The organism is Terrabacter sp. Root85 (assembly GCF_001429185.1).
Classification (GTDB): Bacteria; Actinomycetota; Actinomycetes; order Actinomycetales; family Dermatophilaceae; genus Terrabacter.
In genome coordinates this window covers 207,310-232,645 of sequence record NZ_LMIW01000001.1, presented here as the reverse complement: position 1 = coordinate 232,645, position 25,336 = coordinate 207,310, and the positions used below count along the sequence as shown (strand labels likewise).

24 protein-coding genes are annotated in these 25,336 nt (G+C 71.3%); 18 read left to right on the top strand and 6 right to left on the bottom strand.

Features of this window, described 5'->3' with window-relative positions:
- The first annotated feature begins 58 nt into the window (after positions 1-58).
- Together ggt and ASE25_RS01080 are read left to right on the top strand one after the other, a co-directional pair.
- Positions 59-1,942 (top strand): gamma-glutamyltransferase, encoded by a 1,884-nt coding sequence (ggt, locus tag ASE25_RS01085; protein ID WP_082622628.1) that lies wholly within the window; start codon positions 59-61, stop codon positions 1,940-1,942.
- Between the two features lie 214 nt (positions 1,943-2,156).
- A complete protein-coding gene (locus ASE25_RS01080; RefSeq protein WP_056771165.1) occupies positions 2,157-3,413 on the top strand; it encodes a choice-of-anchor P family protein in 1,257 nt (418 codons plus the stop codon).
- A 93-nt stretch (positions 3,414-3,506) separates the two neighbouring features.
- Here ASE25_RS01080 and ASE25_RS01075 read toward each other — a convergent pair whose 3' ends face one another.
- Positions 3,507-4,457 (bottom strand): DUF3152 domain-containing protein, encoded by a 951-nt coding sequence (locus ASE25_RS01075; RefSeq protein ID WP_235508485.1) that lies wholly within the window; start codon positions 4,455-4,457, stop codon positions 3,507-3,509.
- Between the two features lie 319 nt (positions 4,458-4,776).
- Between ASE25_RS01075 and rplJ the strand changes: the two genes are divergently transcribed.
- The gene (gene rplJ, locus ASE25_RS01070) at positions 4,777-5,364 is read left to right on the top strand and encodes a 50S ribosomal protein L10 (protein WP_056771162.1); all 588 of its coding nucleotides are present in this window, start codon (positions 4,777-4,779) and stop codon (positions 5,362-5,364) included.
- A gap of 69 nt (positions 5,365-5,433) precedes the next feature.
- A complete protein-coding gene (gene rplL, locus ASE25_RS01065) occupies positions 5,434-5,820 on the top strand; it encodes a 50S ribosomal protein L7/L12 (RefSeq protein ID WP_056771157.1) in 387 nt (128 codons plus the stop codon).
- A gap of 312 nt (positions 5,821-6,132) precedes the next feature.
- Here the strand turns inward: rplL and ASE25_RS01060 are convergent, their stop codons facing one another.
- The 3 genes from ASE25_RS01060 to ASE25_RS01050 all read right to left on the bottom strand — a co-directional run bounded on the left by ASE25_RS01060 (position 6,133) and on the right by ASE25_RS01050 (position 9,125).
- Positions 6,133-7,260, bottom strand: a complete 1,128-nt coding sequence (locus ASE25_RS01060) for an alanine--glyoxylate aminotransferase family protein (protein WP_056822128.1) — start codon at positions 7,258-7,260, stop codon at positions 6,133-6,135.
- A complete protein-coding gene (locus tag ASE25_RS01055; protein ID WP_056822124.1) occupies positions 7,260-8,642 on the bottom strand; it encodes an FAD-binding oxidoreductase in 1,383 nt (460 codons plus the stop codon). Before ASE25_RS01055 ends, ASE25_RS01060 begins: the two co-directional genes overlap by 1 nt.
- 114 nt (positions 8,643-8,756) lie before the next feature.
- Positions 8,757-9,125: an RNA polymerase sigma factor gene (locus ASE25_RS01050; RefSeq protein ID WP_056822121.1), complete on the bottom strand. Its 369-nt coding sequence runs from the start codon at positions 9,123-9,125 to the stop codon at positions 8,757-8,759.
- A gap of 133 nt (positions 9,126-9,258) precedes the next feature.
- Here ASE25_RS01050 and ASE25_RS01045 point away from each other — a divergent pair, with 133 nt between their 5' ends.
- Positions 9,259-10,473: a hypothetical protein gene (locus tag ASE25_RS01045; RefSeq protein ID WP_157623283.1), complete on the top strand. Its 1,215-nt coding sequence runs from the start codon at positions 9,259-9,261 to the stop codon at positions 10,471-10,473.
- Here ASE25_RS01045 and ASE25_RS01040 read toward each other — a convergent pair.
- Positions 10,449-10,925 carry a DUF4178 domain-containing protein gene (locus tag ASE25_RS01040; protein ID WP_056822115.1) on the bottom strand — a complete coding sequence of 159 codons (477 nt, stop codon included), beginning with the start codon at positions 10,923-10,925 and terminating at the stop codon, positions 10,449-10,451. The two genes, ASE25_RS01045 and ASE25_RS01040, sit on opposite strands and share 25 nt — an antisense overlap.
- A gap of 150 nt (positions 10,926-11,075) precedes the next feature.
- On the opposite strand from ASE25_RS01040, the gene ASE25_RS01035 reads away from it, so the two are divergent.
- From ASE25_RS01035 to ASE25_RS00975, 13 genes are all read left to right on the top strand, one after another.
- Entirely contained in the window at positions 11,076-12,044 is a 969-nt protein-coding gene (locus tag ASE25_RS01035; RefSeq protein WP_056771142.1) for an ABC transporter ATP-binding protein, read from the top strand.
- A 1-nt stretch (position 12,045) separates the two neighbouring features.
- Entirely contained in the window at positions 12,046-12,816 is a 771-nt protein-coding gene (locus ASE25_RS01030; RefSeq protein ID WP_056752740.1) for an ABC transporter permease, read from the top strand.
- 109 nt (positions 12,817-12,925) lie between these two features.
- Entirely contained in the window at positions 12,926-13,690 is a 765-nt protein-coding gene (locus ASE25_RS01025) for an ABC transporter permease (RefSeq protein ID WP_231372260.1), read from the top strand.
- Positions 13,687-15,018: an MCE family protein gene (locus ASE25_RS01020; RefSeq protein WP_082622626.1), complete on the top strand. Its 1,332-nt coding sequence runs from the start codon at positions 13,687-13,689 to the stop codon at positions 15,016-15,018. The genes ASE25_RS01025 and ASE25_RS01020 overlap by 4 nt, the downstream gene beginning before the upstream one ends.
- Positions 15,015-16,046, top strand: a complete 1,032-nt coding sequence (locus ASE25_RS01015) for an MCE family protein (protein ID WP_056822113.1) — start codon at positions 15,015-15,017, stop codon at positions 16,044-16,046. The genes ASE25_RS01020 and ASE25_RS01015 overlap by 4 nt, the downstream gene beginning before the upstream one ends.
- A complete protein-coding gene (locus ASE25_RS01010; RefSeq protein WP_056771131.1) occupies positions 16,043-17,074 on the top strand; it encodes an MCE family protein in 1,032 nt (343 codons plus the stop codon). The genes ASE25_RS01015 and ASE25_RS01010 overlap by 4 nt, the downstream gene beginning before the upstream one ends.
- Positions 17,075-17,097: 23 nt before the next feature.
- Positions 17,098-18,288 carry an MCE family protein gene (locus ASE25_RS01005; RefSeq protein WP_056771128.1) on the top strand — a complete coding sequence of 397 codons (1,191 nt, stop codon included), beginning with the start codon at positions 17,098-17,100 and terminating at the stop codon, positions 18,286-18,288.
- Positions 18,285-19,523: an MCE family protein gene (locus ASE25_RS01000; protein WP_056822110.1), complete on the top strand. Its 1,239-nt coding sequence runs from the start codon at positions 18,285-18,287 to the stop codon at positions 19,521-19,523. Before ASE25_RS01005 ends, ASE25_RS01000 begins: the two co-directional genes overlap by 4 nt.
- Positions 19,520-20,818, top strand: coding sequence for an MCE family protein (locus tag ASE25_RS00995; RefSeq protein WP_056771124.1), 1,299 nt, complete (start codon positions 19,520-19,522; stop codon positions 20,816-20,818). The genes ASE25_RS01000 and ASE25_RS00995 overlap by 4 nt, the downstream gene beginning before the upstream one ends.
- Positions 20,819-21,064: 246 nt before the next feature.
- Complete coding sequence (locus ASE25_RS00990) at positions 21,065-21,511, top strand: hypothetical protein (RefSeq protein WP_235508484.1); 447 nt, start codon at positions 21,065-21,067, stop codon at positions 21,509-21,511.
- Positions 21,495-22,316 (top strand): hypothetical protein, encoded by an 822-nt coding sequence (locus tag ASE25_RS00985; protein ID WP_157623282.1) that lies wholly within the window; start codon positions 21,495-21,497, stop codon positions 22,314-22,316. The genes ASE25_RS00990 and ASE25_RS00985 overlap by 17 nt, the downstream gene beginning before the upstream one ends.
- 160 nt (positions 22,317-22,476) lie before the next feature.
- Positions 22,477-23,439: a nitrilase-related carbon-nitrogen hydrolase gene (locus ASE25_RS00980; RefSeq protein ID WP_056771115.1), complete on the top strand. Its 963-nt coding sequence runs from the start codon at positions 22,477-22,479 to the stop codon at positions 23,437-23,439.
- A 62-nt stretch (positions 23,440-23,501) separates the two neighbouring features.
- Entirely contained in the window at positions 23,502-24,512 is a 1,011-nt protein-coding gene (locus ASE25_RS00975) for an agmatine/peptidylarginine deiminase (RefSeq protein WP_056823724.1), read from the top strand.
- A 105-nt stretch (positions 24,513-24,617) separates the two neighbouring features.
- Here ASE25_RS00975 and ASE25_RS22610 read toward each other — a convergent pair whose 3' ends face one another.
- Positions 24,618-25,130, bottom strand: a complete 513-nt coding sequence (locus ASE25_RS22610; protein WP_156415389.1) for a DUF4282 domain-containing protein — start codon at positions 25,128-25,130, stop codon at positions 24,618-24,620.
- Between the last annotated feature and the right edge of the window lie 206 nt (positions 25,131-25,336).

The window sequence follows — 25,336 nt, the reverse complement described above, 5'->3', positions numbered from 1 at the left end:
CTCGGATCGGCGGGGTTCTCGGGGCGATCTGCGGCGTTTGCGCGGGTACGGTCGAAAGATGAGTCGTCACAGCGTATGCACCACGACACGTTCCCGATGGGTCCTCGGCGCTCTCGTCGTCGGGCTCCCTCTCTCCCTGTTGCCGGCCACGGCCGGCGCGCAGCCGGCGGTCGCGCCCGCCGCCGCAGCGGCTGACCGCGGCTGGCACGGCCAGCCCACCCCGCTGCCGAAGGTCCCCGTCATGACGGGCTCCGGGGGTGCCGTCAGCTCGGTCGACCGCGACGCCTCGCAGGTCGGCATCGACGTCCTGGCCCGCGGGGGCAACGCAGCTGACGCTGCGGTCGCGACCGCAGCGGCGCTCGGCGTCACGGAGCCCTACAGCGCCGGTATCGGCGGCGGTGGCTTCCTCGTCTACTACGACGCGCGCAGCAGGAAGGTCTCGACCATCGACGGCCGCGAGACGGCTCCGGCGACGTTCACCGACAAGACCTTCACCGACGCGGCCACGGGCAAGGCGATGGACTTCAACACCGTGGTGAACTCGGGGCTGTCGATCGGCGTGCCCGGCACGCCCGCCCTGTGGGCCAAGGCGTTGCGCGACCACGGCACGCTGTCGCTCAACGCGGCGCTCAAGCCGGCCGAGCGCCTCGCCGCCACGGGCTTCGTCGTCGACCAGACGTTCGCCGACCAGACGGCAGCCAACGCCGCGCGCTTCTCCGTGTTCCCCGAGACGGCGAAGGTCTTCCTGCGGGGCGGCCAGGCTCCGGCCGTGGGCTCCGTCTTCACCAACCCCGACATGGCCAGGGCGTACCGGACGCTGCGCACCCACGGCACCGAGGCGCTGTATGCCGGGGCGCTCGGACGGGCGATCGTCGCCGAGTCCCGGGCGCCGCACACCAAGGCGGGTTCCTCGGTCATGGGCGGCCAGATGACGAGGGCCGACCTGCGCGCCTACCGCGCCCTGACCAAGGCCCCGATCCACTCGCAGTACAAGGGCTACGACGTCTACGGCATGCCGGTCCCGAGCTCGGGTGGCATCGCGGTGGCCGAGATCCTCAACCTCGTCCAGGCCTACGAGGACCGCACGGGCGTCTCGACGTCCGACCTGTCGGACGTCGACTACCTGCACCGGTTCTCGGAGGCGTCGGCGACGGCCTTCGCCGACCGCAACCGCTGGGTGGGTGACGTCCCGGACGTTCCGGTCAAGGAGCTGACCGATCCTGCCTTCGCCGCAGAGCGCGCCTGCCTCTTCGACCCGATGAAGGCCCAGGCCCGTCCGATCCCGTTCGGCTCGCCCGACGGCGCCTACACCTCCTGCGCGCCCGGCACGGTCGCGCAGAGCGAGCCCTACGAGGGGCAGTCGACGACGCACCTGACGGCCACCGACCGTTGGGGCAACGTCGCGTCCTACACCCTGACCATCGAGCAGACCGGTGGCTCCGGCATCACGGTCCCCGGGTACGGGTTCCTGCTCAACAACGAGCTCACCGACTTCAACTTCACGCCGCTGACCCCGGGCGTCCCGGACCCGAACCTGCCCGGCCCCGGCAAGCGTCCGCGGTCGTCGATGAGCCCGACGATCCTGCTCGACGACGGCAAGCCCTTCCTCGCGGTGGGTTCGCCGGGCGGTGCCACGATCATCACGTCGGTGTCGCAGACGATCCTCGGCTACCTCGACCGCGACCTGTCGCTCGTCGACGCGATCGCGGCGCCGCGCCTCAGCTCGCGCAACGGCTCGAGCGAGGGCGCCGAGCCGGCGATCCTCAGCGGTCCGACCGGTGCGGCGCTGACGGCGATGGGCCACAAGCTGGCATCGGCAGGCACGCCCAACGAGATCGGTGCCGTCACGGCGATCCGCAGCCTGCGCGGGGGCCTGTTCGAGGCCGCCGCGGAGACGACGCGCCGCGGTGGTGGCTCGGCCATGGTGGTGCACCCGCGCTGACCTGGAGCGCACCCACCCGGAGAGGCCGGTCCCGACGAGGGGCCGGCCTCTCCGGCGTCCGCTCCGGAGGTGCTTGAAATCGCAATAGCCCCAATACCACACCAACCTTGCGATTGACGCATCCAGCCCATAACACGCCGACAGGTCGGGTCGTTGACATGAGTACATCGGTCAGGGGATCGATGAGCAGGGCATCGATGACAGGAGCACGACCATGAACAGGAAACTCACGGCGATCCTCGCAGCAGCGGCCATCTCCACGATGGCCGCGCCCCTCGGTGCCGCACCGGCATCCGCAGCAGCACCGGCGACCGGAGTCTCGGCCCTCGCCTACGGCACCTACGTCGTGGTCGGGGGCCTCGTGCGTTCCGGGCCCACGGCCATCGCCTCGATCGGCTGCACGACTACCTTCGGCCACACGACCACGGGATCCACGGCGGCAGTCACCGTCCCGGCGGCCGGGTCGGTGGGGTCGACGCGCACCTCGGCCGCGACCTCGACGACGACGACCTACAAGATCAGCCGTGCCACGGCGACCACCGGGGCGGTCGACCTCCTCGGCGGGCTCGTCCGAGCCGATGCCGTCACCGGGGCCAGCACGGCGACGTTGAGCACGACAGGCGTCTACAGCGGCGACAACCGCGCCGAGCTGCTCGGCCTCAAGATCGGCGGGCGTGCCCTCAATGCGAACCCGGCTCCGAACTCGGCGATCACGCTGCGGACCTCGGCCGGGACCGCGCTCGCCACGGTCTACCTCAACACGCAGACCAAGGCGTTCTCCGGCAACGACTGGCGAGTCAGCACGACGGCCCTGCGGGTCGTCATCACCGCACAGAACTCCCTCGGCCTGCCGGTCGGGTCACGCATCGACGTCGGGGTCGCCAACACTTCCTTGTCGCGACCAGTGGTCGGGCTCGTCTCCGGTATGGGCTACGCCACGTCGGCCAACCTCGCCGACGGCGCCGTGTCCTCGAGCCGGACCGCTCTCGCGTACCCCCCGTGCACCGGAGGCTCGGGACGCGCGACGGTGGCCACGGCAGGGGTGCCGGGGGTGGTGTCCACCGGCACGACGACGACAGACGTGCTCTCCACCATCACCGCCACGTCGCGTCGCAGCCAGGTCAAAAACACCGTTGGTGCGCCTCGCGTGCTGAACGGCCTCATCAGCGCCGACACGATCGTCGCCGAGACCTCGGCGGTCCAATCGAGCGCGGGCGCCACCCCGGTGACCACCGACGCCTCGCGGTTCGTCGGGCTGCGCATCACCGGTCTGCCGTCCATCACCTCGACGGTCAAGCCCAACACGGTCGTCACCGTGCCGGGGCTCGGCCGGGTCACCCTGCACAAGGTGACCCGCACCGCGAAGTCGGTCGAGGTCGTCATGATCGAGGTCGTCACCGACCGCGTGCTGGGCTCGCTGCCGACGGGCTCCGTCGTCCGGGTCGGCCACTCCGCGAGCTCGCTGCTCTGAGACGGCACCCATCGTGACGAGGCCGCGGTCGGCATCACCGGCCGCGGCCCGTCACCAGGGAGAGTGGGCGTATGCCGGCCGCGACGTGGGAGGTCAGGCCGGCTTCGGGGTCGGCCAGGGCCACGCCGTGCAGCCCTTGAGGCCGTAGGTCTGCTGCATCATGACCGGGGCCACCCTGCCCGGCCCGCCGCAATAGGCGTGCGCGTGACCGATGCCGTGGCCGACCTCGTGGTTGACGAGGTAGGTGCGGTAGCCGGCGATGTCGCTGCCGTAGGCCTCCGCGCCGAGGACCCACCGGCGCAGGTTGAGCACCACCCGCCCGGAGTTGTGGCAGCTGACCTGGCCCCGGGTCTGCAGCGGCGCGCAGAGCCGGTCGGTCGTGTCGGGGCTCGCGAGCGTGATGCGCAGGTCGATGGTCGCCCCGCCCTTGGCGGCCGCGGCGGGGGAGACGTTGACGAAGCGGACGCCGTCCTTCGCCTGCCAGCCTCGCGGATCGGTCAGCACGCTCCCCACCGTCGTGGCCAGGTCCGCGGCCTTGATGTCGAGACCACCTTCGAGCTCCACGGTGTAGCGCACCGTGCGGCCGCTCGTGGGGACCGGGCGCAGGGCGGCCGCGGGCATGGCCACGACCGTGAACCTGCCGGACCCCGCCTGGATGACCGCGCCCTTGTCGTCCTTGCCGTCGTCCTTGCCGTCGTTCTTCCCGGCGGCCGTCGCGTCGTCCGACGTCGTCGAGCCCGTGGTGCCTGCCGCACCGGTCGCACCGGTCGAGGCGGAACCGTCGACCTGCGAGTCGGTCGCGGCCTCGGGCACTCGCTCGACCTGGTCGATCGAGACCGCGGGTGCCGTCCCGGCCGTGATTGAGACCCGCGCGGCGCGTGAGACCGCACCCTCGGGGACCGGCTCGCCGGCGCCGGCTGACGTCATGACCCAGAGGTCGGCGGCCACGCACAGCACGACGGCCAGACCCGCCCACGTCCGGCGGCGGCGGATCGCCTGCCGCTCTGACGGGGTCGGGCGGCGGACTGCGCTGCCACTCGCCATGGGGGTCACGCTAGGTCACGTACCCGGTGTGGTGGGGGATCGTGCGTCGGACCCGCCGACAGGCCCCGGGCTCGATTTGGTCCGCAGCGGTCCAGCCCGTACTGTGGTCCACGACCAATGACCGCCGGTTGGAGGGCGTGGGCAACCACGATCTCCCGAAGGTTCCGCACGATGCGGGCAGCCAGCGCAGGACACTCAGCCTCACGGCATACCTCGAGTATGTCGCTGCGAGCCCCGAGCGCCCTGCGCCGGGGCTCTTTTCGTGCAGGCCCTCCGGGCCCCTTCGACAGGCGGCACCACGCAAGGGAAGGAGGCCCAGATGGCGAACTCCGAGAAGACGGCTGCCATTGCCGAGATCGCGGACAAGTTCCGTGAGTCCGGTGCGGCCGTTCTCACCGAGTACCGCGGTCTGACCGTGGCCCAGCTCTCGCAGCTGCGCACCTCGATCCGGGAACACGCCACCTACGCCGTGGTCAAGAACACGCTCACGGAGCGCGCCGCCAAGGAGGCCGGTATCACGGCCTTCGACGGTCACCTCCAGGGCCCGTCGGCCATCGCCTTCATCACCGGTGACCCGGTCGAGGCGGCCAAGGGTCTGCGTGACTTCGCCAAGGCACACCCCCTCCTCGTGATCAAGGCTGGCGTCCTCGACGGCAAGACCTTGTCCCCCGAGGAGATCACGAAGCTCGCGGACCTCGAGTCCCGCGAGGTTCTCCTGGCCAAGCTTGCGGGCGCCATGAAGGGCTCCCTCAACAAGGCCGCCTACCTCTTCGTCGCTCCTCTGTCGCAGACGGCCCGCGTGGTCGACGCCCTGCGCCAGAAGGTCGAGGCGCAGGGTCCCGCCACGGAGGCCGCTCCGGCCGCCGAGGCAACCACCGACGTCGCCGAGGGTGGCGACGAGAGCTGATTGCGCTCCTGCGCACCAGCTCGATTCAACAACACGCCACTCACGGCAATATCTAGGAAGGAAGCCACCATGGCGAAGCTCAGCACCGACGAGCTCCTTGACGCTTTCAAGGAGATGACCCTCATCGAGCTCTCCGAGTTCGTGAAGCAGTTCGAGGAGACCTTCGAGGTCACCGCTGCTGCCCCCGTTGCCGCGGTTGCCGCCGCTGCCGGTGGCGGCGCTGCCGCCGTCGAGGAGGAGGAGAAGGACTCGTTCGACGTCGTTCTCACCGCCGCGGGCGAGAAGAAGATCCAGGTCATCAAGGAGGTCCGCGCGCTCACGAGCCTCGGCCTCAAGGAGGCCAAGGACCTCGTTGACGGCGCCCCCAAGCCCGTCCTCGAGGGTGTCGACAAGGCTGCGGCCGAGAAGGCCAAGGAGCAGCTCGAGGGCGCCGGCGCGTCCGTCGAGCTCAAGTGATCTGACCCGGCTCTGCCGGGATCACTGCTCTACCGCGAAGGCGGGTCCGACCACACGGTCGGGCCCGCCTTTCGCTGTCCCGGTTTGCGGGGGTTGCTGGTTGGGCGGTCGTGGGGCGCGACGGCGCTCGCGGCGTGGAGCGTCGGCGGGCGTATGCCGGCACGCTCGCTCCCGGCGTCAGCGCCCGCCGCCGATGCCGCGACCACCGCCACGCCCCGCGCCCTTGTGCACGCTCGCTCCCAGCGTCAGCGCCCGCCGCCGATGCCGCGACCACCGCCACGCCCCGCGCCCCTCGAACCGGGGGAGGCTGCGTCAGGTGGCGTGGGCCAGGGCGTCCTTCAGGGCGGCGAGGACGAGGGCGACGCGGTCGGGGCGCGCGTTGTGGCCCATCAGGCCGATGCGCCAGACGGTGGAAGCGAACTCGCCCACGCCCGCGCCGATCTCGAGGTCGTGGCGCTCGAGGAGGTAGGCGCGGACGGCGGCGGAGTCGACCCCGTCGGGTACGCGGACCGTCGTCAGCTGGGGCAGGCGAGAGCCCTCGGCGGCGAAGAGGGCGAGGCCCATCTCCTCGAGGCCGTCCTGGAGGAGGCGGCCGGCCTCGGCGTGGCGGTCCCAGACCTTCTCGAGGCCCTCGTCGGCGATGCGCTGGAGGCCTGCATGGAGGCTCGCGACCATCGCGGTCGGCGCCGTGTGGTGGTAGGTGCGCTTGCCCGAGCCGGAGGCCTCACCGACGTAGCCGCCGAGCAGGCCGAGGTCGAGGTACCAGGACGACGGCTTCTCGACGCGGCGCTCGAAGGCGCGGTCGCTGATGGTGAAGGGAGCGAGGCCGGGCGCGACGCCCAGGCACTTCTGGGTGCCGGCGTAGCCGATGTCGATGCCCCAGTCGTCGGCGCGCAGCTCGATCCCGCCGATGCTGGTGACCGCGTCGACGAGCAGCAGGGCGTCGCCCTTGACCGCGCCGAGGGCGGCGATGTCGGAGCGGACGCCGGTGGACGTCTCGGCATGGACTGCGGCGATGATCTTCGGTGCGGGGTGGGCGGCGGCGACCCTCTCGGCATCGACGGGTGTGCCCCACTCGTGGTCGACGCGGACCACCTCGGCGCCGTGGCGGCCCGCGACGTCGACCATGCGCTCCCCGAAGAGCCCGTTGACGGCCACGACGACGACGTCGCCGGGGGATACGGTGTTGACGAAGGCGGCCTCCATGCCCGCTGACCCGGTGGCCGAGAGTGGGAGGGTGCGGCGGTTGTCGGTGCCCCAGGCGTACCGGAGCAGGTCGCACGTCTCGTCCATGATCGCGAGGAAGTCCGGGTCGAGGTGTCCGAGCAGAGGTGCTGCGAGGGCGAGGGTCGCCTCGGGGTAGGGGTTGCACGGACCGGGACCGAAGAGGTGCCGGTCGGCGATCGGGCGGCGGGTCGTGACGGGCGGGGTCGCGGTCATCAGAATCCTGCTCCGGGGTTGAGGATGCCCTGCGGGTCGAGGGCGTTCTTGATGCGGTGGGTGAGGGCCATGACGTCGGGCCCGAGCTGCTCGGGCAGGGCCGCGCGCTTGAGGCGGCCGACGCCGTGCTCGCCGGTGATGGTGCCGCCGAGCCCGATCGCGAGGCTCATGACCTCCGAGAAGGCCTGTGCCGCACGGGAACCGGCGTCCATGTCGCCCCGCGGATAGACGATGACGGGGTGCGTGTTGCCGTCTCCGGCGTGGGCCACGACGGGGATCTCGAGGTCGTGTCGGCGCGAGATGTCGGCGATGCCGGTCAGCAGGTCGGGGAGGCGCGGCACCGGCACGCCGACGTCCTCGAGCATGATCGCGCCTCGCCGCTCGATGGCGACGATGGCGGCTCTACGGGCCGCGACGAACATCTCGCCCTCTGCGGCATCCGTCGTCGTGAAGCACTCGCGCGCGCCGCCGTCCCGGCACAGCCGCTCCATCACGGCGATCTCCTCGCCGCGGGCCGCACCGGGGGCGTCGGACTGCGCGAGCAGCATGGCACCGGCCTCGCGGTCGAGCCCCATGCTGCGGTGGTCCTCGACGGCGTTGACCGACGCCCGGTCCATGAGCTCCATCATCGACGCGCGGAGGGTGTTGCCGATGGCGACGACCACCCGCGCGGCGTCCTCGACGGTGTCGAAGGTGGCCACGAGGGTGGCGGGCGGCGCCTGCGCGGGGACGAGCCGCAGCGTCGCCCGGGTCACGACGCCCAGAGTCCCTTCGCTGCCGACGAAGAGCTTGACGAGCGAGAGGCCTGCGGTGTCCTTGACGCGCTGGCCGCCGAGGTGCACGAGCGTCCCGTCCGCGAGGACGACGTCGAGGCCGAGCACGTAGTCGGTCGTCACGCCGTACTTGACGCAGCACAGGCCGCCCGCGTTCGTCGCGACGTTGCCGCCGATCGAGCAGATCTCGAAGGACGACGGGTCGGGCGGGTACCAGAGCCCGTGCTCGGCGGCCGCCTGCTTGACCTCGACGTTGAGGGCTCCGGCCTCGACGACCGCCGTGCGCGTGGTCGGGTCGATCTCGACGGCCCGCATCCGCTCGAGACTCAGCACGATGCAGCCGTCGACGGCGTTCGAGCCCCCTGAGAGCCCGCTGCCGGCACCGCGGGGCACGACGGGGACGTCGTGCTCCCCGGCCCAGCGCACGGTGGCCTGCACGTCGGCCGCGCTCGTCGCGCGGACCACGGCGAGCGGCACACCGGCTCCGGCGTCAGCCGTGTAGTCGAAGCGGTAGGCCGCCACGCTGTCGGGGTCGGTCAGCAACGCGCCGGGCGTCAGGGACTCGGCGAGCCCCTCGAGGGCGCGCAGGTCCGGAGCGTCCTTGCTCACTGTCGTCACCGGTCCACCGTAACCACGACCGGCCGGCGCGGGCGTCCCGGGCGAGGAGATGGCGTATGCCGTCCCGCCGGCTCGCGCGTCAGCGACCCTGTCGCGCGGGCTCGTTCACCGGCTCACCGTGACGGTCTCGGTCGCGGCGCCGTCGGAACCGGGTGACAGGGCGACGACGGTCGTGCTCGTCACGGTCGCGCCCACGGTGTAGGTGACGGTCGACATGAGCGACGGGGTGGAGGTCGTGGTCGACACGTCGGCGCCGGTGATCGTGAGGGTCAGCGAGGCGACGACGTCGCGGCTGTCGGCGCAGTACGCGAACGGCGCGGACACCTCGGCGCCACCGGCCCAGCGGCGGTGCACCTTGACGAGGGCATCCTGGACGAGGTCCTCGGCCCGGGCGCCGTCACCGCAGAGCAGGTGGGCGTAGCGCAGCAGCGCCGGCCCTCGGCTGCGCACGAAGTCCTCGAACGACGCCTCCACGCCCTGCCTCCCTGTCCGGCGCGTGCTCGGCCCACGCTCCTCCGACACTGTGACGCACCGAGGGGCCGGATCTGCTGCGGCCACACCCCGCCGATCCGTCGATCGGTCGACCGGTCCCGGTAGGTTTGCCCGCATGGGATGGCTGTCGCGCACCTTCAGGCCCGCTGCTGACGACGACGCGGACACCGCTGCCGAGCAGGCGCCCCCCGTTGACCCCAACGCGCCCGAGGTTGCAGCGGTGCCCGCGGCGCCGACGATGGCCGCCCAAGCGCACAGCCCGGCCGCCGCGCCCGGCACTGCTGCGGCAACCAGCCCTCTCGGGGCACCGACCGCCTCGACCCCCACGGCGCCTCCGACCCCGACGGCGGCCCCGATGGCCGACGCCTCGAGCCCGACGGCCGACGCCTCGAGCCCGACAGGACGCTACGGGCCCCTCGTGTGCGTGACGCGCTTCGACAGCGCGCCGCCCGAGCTGGAGTGGCAGCTGCCGCTCAACGGCGAGCTGTACCGGCTCATGCCGGGCTCCGACCGGCCGGACTACTCGCTGCTCGTCCTCGAACGCCCGCTGCACTTCTACCCCCGGGACGGGTTCGACCTGCGTCGCGTCGAGCCGGACCAGCAGGTGCAGGACCGCAAGGGTCGGACGATGGTGCGCGTGCACGCGCTGCTGCTGTGTGCGCGCTTCGTCGGCCAGCAGCTGCACCCGGACATGGCCGACCTCGCCGTCAACCTCGCCTACGTCATCGACAACTCGCTGGCCCGCGACGCCGAGGTCGACTTCGCGAAGATCCAGTTCGCCGCGATCGGCTTTCTCAGCGAGGGCCACGCCCCGCGAGCCACGGCAGAGCCGGCCAGCGAGGCCCCGTCGACGCCCGTCACCGATCCCGTCACCGATCCCGTCACCGATCCCGTGGACGAGCCGGTCACCGAGTCGGTCACCGAGCTCGCCACGGAGCCGAACCCGCCGACCCCGCCGGTCACGTCGGGCGCAGCGGCGGGCGGACGGCATACGCCACCCACGCGGCTCGACGGGCTGCTCGACGAGCTGACGGCGACCCTGCGCCGCGGCGTCGAGGCGCAGCGGGGCGCGCCGGTCCAGCGGATGACCGCAGCCCTGACGATGGACGCCGACCACCGACTGACCGGGCTGTCGGGCAACGCCGACGGCCAGGCACCCGTGCCCAGCCCCGAGACCTTCGGCCGGATCGCCGACGTGCTCGCCCGCCTCGCGGACCTCGAGGGGGCCGACCGCGTCGCCGCGGTCACCCTGCGCGTCGACGGGGACCTCGTGGCCCACGAGGTCACGGCCACGCACGACGGAGGTCAGTCGCCGGCGACCTCGCGGTAGCCGCGCACGCGTGCCGGGTCGGCGAGTCGACCGACACTGATCTCCCACATGCCGCCGTCGAAGCTCTCGTAGACGAGGACGGCATCGGGTGCGTCCGTCGCGACGAACTCGACGAAATCGCACGTGCCCCGGACGCCGAGACCCGTGTCACCCTCGGCCGTGTAGGTGAGCGACCCGGCCTCGAGCAGCGTCCAGTCGCGGCCGTCGAGACTCATGCCCCCGTGGTCCGGGTCGCCGAAGAGGTCGTCCCGGGTCCGCCAGTGGATGACGCACCCGGCGCCGCGCGGCTGCAGAGAGAGCCACTCCCGCGGGCCCGACGAGGTGATGCAGTGCTCGCCCCACCGAGTGCCGCCGAGGTCGAACCGGACGGTCCCGACGACCCGGTACGTGCTGCCCTCGACCTCGAGCAGAGCCCCCGGTGCGACCTGTGACGGCCGCAGTTCTGCGCGCATGCATCCTCCTGGCTCCACATGACTCGCACAGGTTAACCGCGGGGGAGCCGCCTGACCGGGAGAACCCGACTGGCGCGTAACTTCCGCCCGGCGCCCTCGTTTCCCCCGTAGCCGAGTCGAGACGGCCAGGAAGACATAGGTGGATGCCACATGGGTGTGGAGATCGCGGTGCAAGGTCTGACGAAGACCTTCGGTTCGCAGACGATCTGGCGGGACGTGACCCTCACGCTTCCCGCGGGAGAGATCTCGGTCATGCTCGGGCCCTCGGGCACCGGCAAGTCCGTCTTCCTCAAGACGCTCGTCGGCCTGCTCAAGCCGGATGCCGGGTCGATCGTCATCAACGGACGTGACCTGACCCGGCTGCGCGAGGCCGACCTCTACGAGGTGCGCAAGCTCTTCGGCGTCCTCTTCCAGGACGGCGCCCTGTTCGGCTCGATGACCCTGTACGACAACGTCGCCTTCCCGCTGCGCGAGCACACGAAGAAGACCGAGGCCGAGATCAAGCGCATCGTGACCGAGAAGATGGACCTCGTCGGTCTGTCCGGTGCCGAGGGCAAGCTCCCGGGAGAGATCTCCGGCGGCATGCGCAAGCGCGCCGGGCTGGCCCGGGCGCTCGTGCTGGACCCCGAGATCCTCCTCATCGACGAGCCGGACTCCGGTCTCGACCCGGTGCGCACGAGCTACATCAACCAGCTCTTCGTCGACCTCAACGCGCAGATCGACGCGACGTTCCTCATCGTCACGCACGACATCAACACGGCCCGGACGGTGCCCGACAACATCGGCCTGCTCTACCACAAGCACCTCGCGATGTTCGGGCCGCGCGAGATGCTGCTCAGCTCGGAGGAGCCCGTCGTGCGGCAGTTCCTCAACGCACAGACGATCGGCCCGATCGGGATGTCGGAGGAGAAGGACGCCGACGAGCTCGCCGCCGAGTCCGGTCAGGAGCTGCCGCCCCTGCCGCCGATCGCCCTCCAGCTCCCGACGAGCGACGGCAAGCCGCGTCGCGCGGAGCGGCCTGCCGGCGGCTGGTGCCGCGACAACGGCATCACGCCGCCGCCCGGCTCCTTCGAGTCGCGCAACGCCGGCATCCCCGGTGTCCGGGCGGGGGTGAGCTGACGTGGCCGCACCCCTCACGGGCGCCCTGCGCCAGTCCGGCTCGCTCTTCGCGCTCGCCCTCGACGTGTTCCGGGCCCTGCCGAAGCGCCCGTTCCAGGTCAAGGAGTTCATCCAGCAGGCGTGGTTCATCGCGAGCGTGACGATCCTGCCGACCGCCCTCGTCTCCATCCCGTTCGGCGCGGTCATCGCCCTCCAGCTCGGCACGCTGACCCGTCAGCTCGGCGCCCAGTCCTACACCGGCGCTGCGAGCGTCCTCGCGGTGCTGCGCGAGGCCAGCCCGATCGTCACGGCCCTGCTCATCGCCGGCGCGGGCGGCTCGGCCATCTGTGCCGACCTCGGCTCGCGCAAGATCCGCGAGGAGATCGACGCCATGGAGGTGCTCGGCATCAGCCCGATCCAGCGCCTCGTCGTGCCCCGGGTGCTCGCCTCGATGCTCGTCGCGGTCCTGCTCAACGGGCTCGTGTCGGTCGTCGGCGTCGTCGGCGGCTACGTCTTCAACGTCATCGTCCAGGGCGGCACGCCGGGCGCGTACATCGCGAGCTTCACCGCGCTGGCCCAGCTGCCCGACCTCTGGACCGCCGAGATCAAGGCCCTGATCTTCGGTGCCATCGCGGCCGTCGTCGCGGCCTACAAGGGGCTCAACGCGGGCGGTGGTCCCAAGGGCGTCGGCGACGCGGTGAACCAGAGCGTCGTCATCACGTTCATGCTGCTCTTCGTCGTCAACTTCGTCATCACGGCTGTGTACTTCCAAGTCGTCCCGCAGAAGATCTGAGGAGAGGGCGATGGCGACCAAGACCCAGAACCGGACTCGACCGGGCTCGGAGCGGCTGCTCCACCTCGCGAGCCGGCCCTCCCGCGCGCTCGACTCGCTCGGCGAGCAGATGCGCTTCTACGTGCGCTCCCTCGCGTGGAGCGGACGCACGATCCGCCGGTACAAGAAGGAGGTCATCCGGCTGCTCGCCGAGGTCTCCCTCGGCACCGGTGCGCTCTCGGTCATCGGCGGCACGGTGGGCGTCATCGCCTTCCTCGCCTTCTTCACCGGCACCGAGGTCGGCCTGCAGGGCTACTCCTCGCTCGAGCAGCTGGGCACCGGGGCCTTCACAGGCTTCTTCTCGGCCTACCTCAACACCCGCGAGATCGCCCCGCTCGTCGCGGGGCTGGCGCTCGCGGCCACGGTCGGCTGCGGCTTCACGGCCCAGCTCGGCGCGATGCGGATCTCGGAGGAGGTCGACGCCCTCGAGGTCATGGGCATCCCGTCGCTGCCGTTCCTCGTCACGACCCGGATGATCGCCGGCTTCATCGCGGTGATCCCGCTCTACGTCCTCGGGCTGCTCAGCTCGTATGCCGCCACGCGCTTCATCTCGACGGCGTACTTCGGGCAGTCGGAGGGCACCTACGACCACTACTTCCACCTGTTCCTGCCACCGGGTGACGTCTTCTGGTCGTTCGCAAAGGTCATGGTCTTCGCGGTCGTCATCATCCTCATCCACTGCTACTACGGCTACACCGCGTCGGGCGGCCCGGCCGGGGTCGGCGTCGCCGTCGGCACCGCGGTGCGCACGTCGATCGTCGCCATCAACATCGTCGACTTCTTCCTCTCCCTGGCCATCTGGGGCGCGACGACGAGCGTGAGGATCGCCGGATGAGCGACACCAGTCCCGGCCCGCTCACCCAGCTGACGCGGTGGCGCATCGGCGTCAAGGCCTACGGCATCGTCTTCCTCCTCGTGCTGGCGCTGCTCGTTGGCCTGGCCATCGCGTCCTTCCAGAAGCGCTTCACGCCCGTCGTCATGGTCACGCTCGAGACCGACCGCCTCGGCAGCCAGCTGCAGGAGAGCTCCGACGTCAAGCTGCGCGGCCTGCTCGTCGGCGAGGTGCGCCACGTCGAGGCCACCCCCACGGGAGCGCGTCTGGAGCTGGCGCTCCAGCCCGACGAGGTTGCCAAGATCCCGTCCAACGTCAGTGCACGGCTGCTGCCCAAGACGCTCTTCGGCGAGCGCTACGTCGACCTCGTGACGGCCACGTCGAACGCCCGGCCCATCGAGGCGGGGGACACCATCCCGCAGGACCGCAGCCGGGTGTCCATCGAGCTCGAGACGGTCCTCGACAACCTCTACCCGCTGCTGCGCACCGTGCAGCCGGCCAAGCTCGCGACCACTCTCAACGCCCTGTCGACGACGCTCGACGGTCGCGGCGACCAGATCGGCCGCAACCTCGTGCTCGTCGACCGCTACCTCAAGGCGCTCAACCCCAGCATGCCGACGATCCGACAAGACATCTCGCTGCTCGCCGACACCGCCGACCTCTACGCCGGCGTCGCGCCCGACTTCTTCCGTCTGACCGAGTCGCTGCGCGTCACGAACAAGACCATCGTCGAGAAGGACCAGCAGCTGGCGGCCTTCCTCGTCGGCACCGCAGGTTTCGCCAACGAGGCGGCCGGCTTCCTGCGCGACAACGAGCAGCGCATCATCCAGGTCGGCCAGGTCAGCAAGCCGACGCTCCAGCTGCTCGCCGAGTACTCCCCGATCTACCCGTGCGTGGCCTCGGGCCTGGTCAACTGGCTGCCGCGCGCCAACGCGGCCTTCGCCGGCGGAACCTTCCACATCACCCTCGAGGTCGTGCCTCCCCGACAGCCGTACAGGCCGGGTGAGGAGCCCCGTTGGGATGACAAGCGCGGACCCCACTGCTACGGCCTGCCCACGCCCGACGGTTCTCAGGCGAACCCCTTCGCGGGCAACCACTTCGACGACGGCACCCAGCCCGCGAGCGACGCGACGCCCTTCTCGGCCGTGCCCCAGGCACTGCTCGGCGACGCCTCCGCGGCCGACTCCGGCAGCGCCGGCACGGTCGACGAGCAGCGCGTCGTCGGGGCGCTGCTGGCCCACGGCGGACAGCCGTCCGACGGCGGCGAGAGCGGCATCCAGACCCTGCTCGCCGGGCCGATGATGCGCGGCACGGTGGTGAGCACCCGATGAAGGTCAAGGGCTCACTCATCAAGCTCATCGTCTTCGCGGCGGTCACGCTCTTCGCGACGAGCATTCTCGCGCTGACGATCGCCAACATCCAGCTCGGCTCCAAGGCGACCTACACGGCCGTCGTCACCGACGTGACGGGTGTCATCGCCGGGCAGGACGTCCGCATCGCCGGTGTCAGGGTCGGCGAGGTGACCGACGTCCGCGTCGCCCACGACGCGACGTCCGAGGGCGCCACGGCCGAGATCGACTTCTCGGTGCTCAAGAGCTCGGTGCTGACGCAGGGCACCGAGGTGACGGTCAAGTACCGCAACCTCGTCGGCCAGCGCTACCTCGCGCTGAGCCAGGGCACCGGCGCCCCCGCCCCGCTCGCCGACGGCTCGACGATCCCGCTCTCGCGCACCCACCCCGCGCTCGACCTCACCGTCCTCTTCAACGGCTTCAAGCCGCTCTTCGCCGCGCTGTCGCCCAGCGACGTCAACGAGCTCTCGGGCCTGCTCATCCAGACGTTGCAGGGGGAGGGCGGCGACGTCAACACCCTGCTCGCCAAGACGGCCAGCCTCACGTCCGCCATCGCCGACCGCGACGCCGTCATCGGCCGCACCATCGACAACCTCAACACCGTGCTCGGCACCGTCGACGCCCACGACCAGCAGCTGCTCTCGCTCATCGACCAGCTCCAGCGCTTCACGAGCGGGCTCGCGGCCGACCGCGAGACGATCGGCCGTTCGCTGTCCGGGATCAACACCCTCTCGGCCGAGACCGCCGACCTGCTCGTCTCGACGCGCCCGCTCATCAAGGACGACGTCTCCCAGCTGCGCACGCTGGCCACGACGCTCAACAAGCCGGCCAACGGCAAGGAGTTCGAGGACTTCATCACCGGCGCGCCGGGGCGCATCGCCACGCTGACGCGCACGGCGACCTACGGGTCGTGGTTCAACTTCTACCTCTGCAAGTTCGACACCAAGAGCCCGATCCTCCCGGGCGTGAGCCCCACCTACGACGTCTCGTCAGCGAGGTGCGAGTCATGAGCATCCCCTTCCGAGAGCGCAACCCGGTCCCGATCGGTGCGATCGGCCTGCTCGTCATCGCGGTGGTGCTGTACCTGGCGTTCAACGCCTCCAGCCTTCCGCTCATCGGCGGCGGGACGGCATACAGCGCGGCCTTCTCGGAGGCCGGCGGCATCAAGCCCGACGACGACGTGCGCATCGCCGGGGTCAAGGTCGGCAAGGTGACCGGCGTCGACCTCGAGGACGGCCACGTCCGCGTCGACTTCACCATCACCGAGGACGCGAGCTTCGGCCAGCAGACCGGTGCCTCGATCCGGATGAAGACGATCCTCGGGGAGAAGTACGTCGCGCTCGACCCCAAGGGGCAGGGCCAGCTCGACGCCGACGCGCAGATCCCGGTCTCGCGCACCGTCAGCTCCTACGACGTCATCAACGCCTTCCAGGACCTCACGACGACGACCGAGCGCATCGACACCGACCAGCTCGCGAAGTCCCTGACGGTCATCGCCACGGAGTTCAAGGACAGCCCGCAGTACGTCAAGGCCACGCTCGACGGCCTCTCACGCCTCTCCCGCACGGTGGCGAGCCGCGACGCCGAGCTCGGCTCGCTGCTCCAGCGGGCCAACAGCGTCACCGGCCTCGTCCGCAGCCGCAACGAGCAGGTCAGCACGCTCATCCGGGACGCCGACCTGCTCATGGTCGAGCTCGTCAAGCGTCGCGACGACATCCGCACGCTCTTCCGCAACACCTCGGCGCTCGCCAAGCAGCTGACCGGCCTCGCGCGCGACAACCGGGCACAGCTGAAGCCGGCCCTCGCCCAGCTCGACACCACGCTCGCCATGCTCCAGAAGCACGACGCCGACCTCCAGAAGACGATCCAGGCGATGGCGCCCTTCACGCGGGTCTACGCCAACACCCTGGGCACCGGACGCTGGTTCGACACGTGGGTCTCCAACCTCGTCGTGCCGGTCGGCACGCCCGGGCTCGCCCTGCCCGGCACGAAGCTGCCCGACCTGCTCCTTCCCGGCACCTCCGGAGGTGGTCGCTGATGCCTGCGCGCCAAGGATCCCGTATGCCGTTCGGCCGGCTGCACGGCCCCGCCACCGTGCTCGGCAAGGTCGTCAGCGGCCTCGTCGTCGTCGCGCTCGTCGCGGCCGGCATCGTCTTCTGGCCCCGCCAGGGCCAGACGTCGGTCAGCGCCGACTTCACGCGCGCCGTCGGTCTCTACCCCGGGTCCGACGTGCGCATCCTCGGGGTCAAGGTCGGCCAGGTCGACACCGTGACGCCCGAGGGCGACCACGTGCACGTCACCTTCAGCTACGACGACAAGTACCGCGTTCCCGCCTCGGCCAAGGCCGCGATCGTCGCGCCGTCGCTCGTCTCGGACCGCTACGTCCAGCTGCTCCCCGTCTACGAGGCGGGCCCGGCGCTGGCTGCCGGGACGCGAATCCCCTTGGAGCGCACGGCAGTTCCGGTCGAGCTCGATCGGGTGTCGCAGAGCCTCGACGACCTCATGGTGGCGCTCGGTCCCGACGGGGCCAACAAGGACGGTGCGCTCAACGAGCTGCTGCGCACCTCTGCCGCCAACCTCGACGGCAACGGCGACAAGATCAACGGCACGGTGCACGACCTCTCGACCGCGCTCTCGACCCTGTCCGGCAGCCGCGACGACCTCTTCGGCACCGTGAAGAACCTCCAGTCCTTCACCTCGATGCTCGCGACGAACAACGCGCAGGTGCGGCGGCTCAACACCGACCTCGCGACCGTGGCGACCCAGCTGAGCGAGGAGCGGGAGAACCTCAAGGCGACGCTCGAGAGCCTCGGGGTCGCGGTCGACGAGGTGTCGGGCTTCGTCTCCGACAACCGGGCGCTGCTCAAGAGCAACCTCGACCGGGCGGTCACCGTCACCAACGCCTTCGCGAAGAACCGTCAGGCCCTGGCCCAGCTCCTCGAGAACGCCCCGGTCGCGCTGTCGAACCTCCAGAACGCCTACCACCCCGAGACCGGCACCCTCGACACCCGCAACAACGCCAAGGGCTTCGACGACCCGCTGCTGCTCGTGTGCTCGATCCTCACCGGCCCGACGCACACCGGCAACACCAAGCTGTGCGACTCCCTCAAGAAGGCGTTGCTGCCGAAGCTGCCCACCCTGCCGTCGCTGCCGAGCGGCACTGCGCTGCAGGGCACTCCGCAGTCGAGCGGCCTCGTCAACCTGCGCGGCGCCGACCCCACCCTCGGCGGACTGCTCGGAGGCTCCCGATGACGTATGCCGTCCGCTCCCGTTCCCGACGCCGGTCCGCCGTCGTCGTGCTGGCCTCCCTCGCTCTCGGGGGCTGCAGCGCCTACGACCTCCCGCTGCCGGGTGGCGCCGGCACCGGCGACGACTCCTACACGGTCACCGCCGAGTTCGCCGACGTGCTCGACCTCGTGCCGCAGTCGTCGGTCAAGGTCAACCAGGTGACCGTGGGGTCCGTCGAGGACATCCAGGTGACCGGGTGGACCGCGACGGTCCGGCTGCGGCTCCCCGGCAACGTCGTGCTGCCCGACAACGCCACGGCCGAGCTCAAGCAGACCTCGCTGCTCGGCGAGAAGTACGTCGCGCTGGCAGCCCCCACCGACGTGCCGGCCCAGGGCCGCCTCGGGCAGGGCGACCGCATCCCGCTGTCGCGCACGAGCCGTAACCCCGAGGTCGAGGAGGTCCTCGGCGCGATGTCGTTGCTGCTCAACGGTGGTGGTGTCGCACAGCTGAAGACCATCGAGGCCGAGCTCAACAACGCCCTCCGCGGTCGCACCGGCGACGTCAAGGACCTCGTCACGCAGCTCAACACGTTCGTCGGGGGACTCGACGCCCAGAAGGGCGAGATCGTCCGGGCCATCGACAGCATCGACCGGCTCTCGTCGACCCTGGCCCGGAACCAGGCCAAGATCGCCGCGGCACTGGACGAGCTGCCCAAGGGCCTGAAGATCCTCGCCGACCAGCGTCGGCAGCTGACCGCGATGCTGACGGCGCTGCGCGACCTCGGCGAGGTCGGCACCCGGGTGATCCGAGGGTCGCGCGCCGACCTCGAGGCCAACCTCCGGGCCGTGAGCCCGATCCTGCGCCAGCTCAACAAGGCCGGTGACGACCTGCCGAAGAGCTACCAGCTGCTCCTGACCTACCCCTTCCCCAACAACGCCCAGAACACGATCAAGGGTGACTTCACGAACCTCTGGGCCACCCTCGACACCAACCTCGACACCATCGCCGGCAACCTCGGCGTCGGGAAGCTCCCGAACCTCCCGGGCATCCCTGGGGTGCCGCTGCCCTCCGTGCCACTGCCGTCGGTGCCGGTGCCCTCGGTCCCGCTCCCGAGCGTCACCGTCCCCTCGGTGCCCGGGGTGCCCCTGCCGACGACGCTGCCGGGTGGCCTGCTCGGCTCGAGGCGGCCCGGCTCCGGAGCCGGCACCGCCGACGCGGCGTCGTGGTCCACGCTCTTCCCCACGGGAGGCTCCCGATGATCACCCGCACCGTCCGACTCCAGCTGGCCGCCTTCGCCCTGCTGTCCATCACCCTCGTCGCGATCCTGTCGGCCAACTACGTCGGTCTCACCGACAAGATCGCCGGCGGCAGCTACGTCGTGTCCGCCGACCTCGCCCAGTCGGGTGGCATCTTCGTCGGCGCCGAGGTCACCTACCGGGGCGTCACGGTCGGCAAGGTCGACGGGATGCGCCTGTCGGGCGACGGCGTCGTCGTCGACGCGCGCCTCGACCGCGGCACCGAGGTCCCCAAGGACACCAAGGCCGTCGTCGAGAACCGCTCGGCGGTGGGAGAGCAGTACCTCGACCTCCAGCCCCGCACGCCTCGGGCGCCCTACCTCGCCGCCGGTGACGTCATCCCGCGCGACCGGACCGCGTTCCCGCTCCGTATCGACCAGCTGCTCCAGCACGTCGACGACACCGTGTCGTCGGTGCCGCGCGACGCCCTCGTGACCACGGTCGACGAGCTGGCCGAGGCGTTCAAGGGTGGCGGCTCCGACCTGCAGCGGCTCATCGACTCGGGTGACGCCCTGACCACGGCCGCCTCCGAGGCGCTCCCCGAGACGACCCGTCTCATCGACGACGGACGGATCGTCCTCGACACGCAGGTCAAGAGCGGCGACGACATCCGCACCAGCGTGTCCGGCTTCGCGAACGTCGCCGACGCGCTCCGCCAGGCCGACCCCGACCTGCGCGTCGTCCTCGACCGAGGGTCCGTCGCGGTCGAGCAGCTCGACGCCCTCATCTCGGAGAACAAGCAGAGCCTGGCTGCGCTCCTCGCCAACTTCATCACCATCGGCAACGTGACGACGGCCCGGCTCGACGGCATCGAGCAGCTGCTCGTCACCTACCCCGACGTCGTGACGGGTGGCTTCAGCGTCGTGCCCGGCGACGGCACCGCGCACTTCGGGCTCGTGCTCAACGTCGACGACCCCAAGGCGTGCGAGGCCGGCTACGAGGGCACGACGAAGGTCGACCCGCACCGCACGACGGGCCTGCCGCCCGTCAACCTCGACGCGCACTGCGCGGCCTCTCGTGGCTCGGGCGTCAACGTGCGCGGGGCCCAGAACGCCCCCAAACCCACCCGAGGGGGGCAGAGCGGGCAGAGCTACCCGATGTCCTTCGGGGCGACACCGGTCGCCCTCGGCAACCGGGCCGTGACCTCCGGCAGCCCTGAGTCGTTGTCAGTCCAGTCGCCGGTCGCTCCGGCCGGTGGCGACGAACGGACCGACAACGGCACGAGCTGGCTCTGGATGATGCAGGAGGCGCTCCGTTAGCCGGTGACGGAAGGAAACCCCTCGATGACGATGGTCACCACCCGATCGGAGACCGAGCGACCGCCGCGATCCCAGCGGTCGCCCGAGAGCTCCACCGACCGCGAGCCCGATGAGCACGAGCGCCATGAGCCTCATGACCCCACTGACGCCGCGGTGGGCTCCGGTCCCCCCGACGCGCCACGTGCGGGCCTTAGGGGTGTCCGCACGTGGCGCCCCACCCCGCGCCTGCTGTGGATCGTCACGGCCGTGCTGCTGCTCGCGGCGGTCGCCGTCGCGGCGACGTTGGGGCGCACCGCGTGGCAGCAGCAGCGCGACGCCGACAACCGCGCCGCTGCGCTGGCCGCCGGGCGCCAGATCGCCGTCAACTTCGTGACGATGAACGCCACGACGTTCGACGCCGACACCCAGCGCGTCCTCGACGACTCGACCGGGGCCTTCCGCAAGGAGTACGCCTCCACGCTGGCCCAGCTCAAGCCCGTCGTCACCGCCAACAAGACCGTCTCGACCGTCGAGCGGGCCGAGGCCTCGCTCGTGTCAGGCGACGACGACTCGGCCAAGGTCATCGTCGGGGTCGTCGCGCCGACCTCGAACGCCTCGACCCCCAAGGCCGAGAAGAAGACGTACCGGCTCCGCCTCGACCTCGTGAAGGTCGGCGACGCCTGGAAGGTGAGCACCCTTGACTTCGTCAGCTGACCCCCGCCGTCCGCTCGCAGCGTCGGCCGCATCTGCCGGGAGCCCGCGCAAGCGCGTGGCAGGTGCCCGCCGCCGGTCCTCCGGCGCCGGAGCCCCCGCGACCTCGACGATCGTCCTCGACCGGGGCCCGTCCACCACCGACGAGAGCCTTGCCGATCCCTTCGCAGGTGACACCGCCGGCACCACCACCACCACGACCACCACCACCAGCACCGGCGACCGGGAGGCAGTGGCCGTCGAGCGCCGGGTGGGCCCGACCGGCGCACAGGAGGTCGACGCGGACGACGCGCAGACAGAGGCCGCCTCGCGCTCGCGCGGCTCCGCCGGGCTCTGGGCGTCCGCCATCGGCGCCACCCTGGCGCTCGCCCTGCTCGCGGCCTCGCTCGTCTACGGCCTGCGCCCCGGGGTGTCCGACACCGACCGGACGGCCGCGGTGGGTTCGGCGCGGACCACTCTGGAGAGCCTGCTCAGCTACAGCGGCTCCGCGTTCGACAAGCACATCGGGGAGGTCACCCCGCTGCTGGCCTCCCCCTTCAAGGACCAGTTCGCCAAGGTCGCCGCCACCGACATCAAGCCGATGGCCGTCAAGAACGACGCCACCGTCCAGGCCAAGGTCTACGACGCAGGCGTCATGGATGCCGACGGCGACGGCGGCGAGGGGACGACCGTGCGGGTCATGGCGTTCATCAACCAGGCCACGACCACCAAGGCCCAGCAGGCACCTGCGATCGACCAGAACCGGGTCATCGCCACGATGCGGAAGGTGGGCGACCGCTGGCTCGTCAGCGAGCTGTCCGCCTTCTGACGGGGGAACGAGGGGGGAAGGTCCCGGGCGCCCGAGAGGTCGTCCGGGACCGAGCGGCCCACGGCGGCGTGCGCGACGCTGCACCCCGGGAGGTACCGGGGACGGGCACTGGGCGTCGTGGCCCGGACCGCCCGCTGGGCGCTGCGGCATACTGCACGCTGTGAAGCTCATCCAGGCCAATGGCGTCCCAGAGTCCCTCGCCCGCGTCGACCAGCCGGAGGCCACGCCCGTGCGCGTCGGCGTCGTGCAGCACGAGTGGGTCGACGACCCCGCAGCCCTCGTCGAGACCCTCCGCGACGGCATCCGTACGGCCGCCGAGGCCGGCGCCACCATCGTGTTCCTGCCCGAGCTGACCCTGTCGCGCTACCCGGCCGACACCCTGCCCGAGGGCACACCGTCCGCGACGGCCGAGGACCTCGAGACGGGTCCCACGGTGACCTTCGCCCGCGACGCGGCCCGTGACTTCGACGTCCACGTCCACGCCTCTCTCTACGAGCGTGCCGACGAGGGCGACGGCCTCGGCTTCAACACCGCGGTCGTCGTGGCCCCGAGCGGGGAGGTCGTGGCCCGCACCCGCAAGACCCACATCCCCGTCACGGCCGGCTACTACGAGGACAAGTACTTCCGTCCCGGCCCTTCCGAGGATGCGTATCCGGTTGTGGCACTGGGCGACCCGTCGCTCAAGCTCGGTCTGCCGACCTGCTGGGACGAGTGGTTCCCCGAGGTCGCCCGTCTCTACTCGCTCGGCGGCGCCGAGGTGCTCTGCTACCCCACGGCGATCGGCTCCGAGCCCGACCACCCGGACTTCGACACCCAGCCCCTGTGGCAGCAGGTCATCGTCGGCAACGGCATCGCCAACGGCCTCTTCATGGTCGTGCCCAACCGCTTCGGCACGGAGGGGCTCATCACCTTCTACGGCAGCTCGTTCATCTCCGACCCGTACGGCCGCGTCCTCGTCCAGGCCCCCCGCGACGAGGCCGCCGTCCTCGTCGCCGACCTCGACCTCGCGCAGCGTCGCGACTGGCTCGAGCTCTTCCCCTTCCTCGCCACCCGTCGTCCCGACTCGTATGCCGCCCTGACCGCCCCCGTGCGCGAGGAGCACCGTCGCGAGGTGACGCCGTGACCGACACCGCCGTGACCGACGCTTCTGCGGCGGAAGCCGGTGGGGGAGGGCCCGGCTGGGTGATGCCGTCCGAGACCGCCCGGCACGACCGCACGTGGATGGCGTGGCCGAGCCAGGGCTACACGCTCGGCGAGACCACCGAGGAGGTGGCCGCTGCGCGGCGCACGTGGGCCGCGGTCGCCAACGCGGTCGTCGAGTTCGAGCCCGTGCGCATGGTCGTCGTCCCCGCCGACCTCGAGGTGGCCGCCGGCCACCTGCACCCCGACGTCGAGCTCGTCCCGGCCGCCCTCGACGACGCGTGGATGCGCGACATCGGCCCGACCTTCGTCCGCTCGGCCGACGGCTCGCGGCTCGGGGCGGTCGACTGGGTCTTCAACGGCTGGGGCGCGCAGTCCTGGGCCACGTGGGAGCACGACGCCCGGATCGGTGCCTTCGTCGGCGGCCTGTCCGGGGCCGAGGTCGTCGGCTCGTCCCTCGTCAACGAGGGCGGGGGCATCCACGTCGACGGGCTGGGCACGGTGCTGCTGACCGAGACCGTCCAGCTCGACCCTGGCCGCAACCCGGGGCTGGCGCGCAGCGACGTCGAGGCGGAGCTCGCCCGCACCATCGGCGCCACGACGTGCATCTGGCTGCCGCAGGGCCTGAGCCGCGACTACGACGAGTTCGGCACCCGGGGCCACGTCGACATCGTGGCCACCATCGCGAGTCCGGGCATCGTGCTGCTCCACGAGCAGCAGGACCCCTCACACCCCGACCATGCGGTGTCGCGCACCCTGCGCGAGCTGCTCGAGGAGGCGCGGGACGCTCGTGGCGAGCGGTTCGAGGTCGTCGGCGTGCCGGCTCCGCGCACCCTGGCCGACGCCGAGGGGCCCGTCGACTGGTCCTACATCAACCACCTCGTCGTCAACGACGGCGTCATCGCCTGCACCTTCGGGGACGAGCAGGACGAGGTGTCCCTCGGTGTCCTCGCCGACGCGTACCCGGGCCGACGGGTGGTCGGCGTCGACGCGCGGCCGCTCTTCGACCGTGGCGGCGGCATCCACTGCATCACCCAGCAGCAGCCCTCCCTCTGAGGCGGGTGCACACTCCCGTCCGACGGGAGCCCCGGAACGCCGAGTGGGCACGTCCCCACGGGGACGTGCCCACTCGACGTGGTGGTGCGGCCGTCGCCCGGGCGGTCAGGCCTGGGGGAGGCGCTTGTGGATGTCCTCGCTCATCCGGACGACCGACAGGTAGAACTCGAGGGTCATGCGGATGACGGCGAGGTAGATGATCACGAAGATCGGACCGAGGATGAGCGCGGCGAGACCGGTCCCGACGCTGTTGGCGAAGCCGGCGAAGACGAAGATGAGCCAGCTCGCGACGAGCGCGACGGTCGCCAGCAGGTAGACGAAGCGCACGAGGATCGGCGTGACGAAGTTCGTGAAGCTGAAGTCGAAGAGGGCCGTGAAGAAGCCGGCCCCTTCCCGCGCGGGGTCGGGGATGCTCGACATGCCGCTCGGTCCACCCGCCGGTGCGACGGGCGGCGGCGGGGGAGGCGTGCTGCCGCCCACAGGTGCGCCGGCGGCGCCGGGTGCGCCAGGTGCCCCCGGTCCGGGCGAGGCGGGCTGGCTGCTCGGGATCGGCGTGGTGGGGTCGCTCCCGGCGGGCTGGTTGAAGGACGGTTGCTCGGGCGGGTTCGGATCGGACATGGCTTCCCTCTCGGAAGGAGACGTCAACGGATCTCTGGCGTGCTCCATGCTAGGGCGGAGGCCCTCCCGACGGTCCTCATCGAGGCCGGCCGCCGCCGTGTTCGTGCAGGTCAGCGGGGTTCCGGGCGGTCCTCGGCGGCGTGTCGCGACGCGCCTGCGAGGGCGAGGGTCTTGACGTCCGGCCCGCGGAGGGCCATATTCGTCGC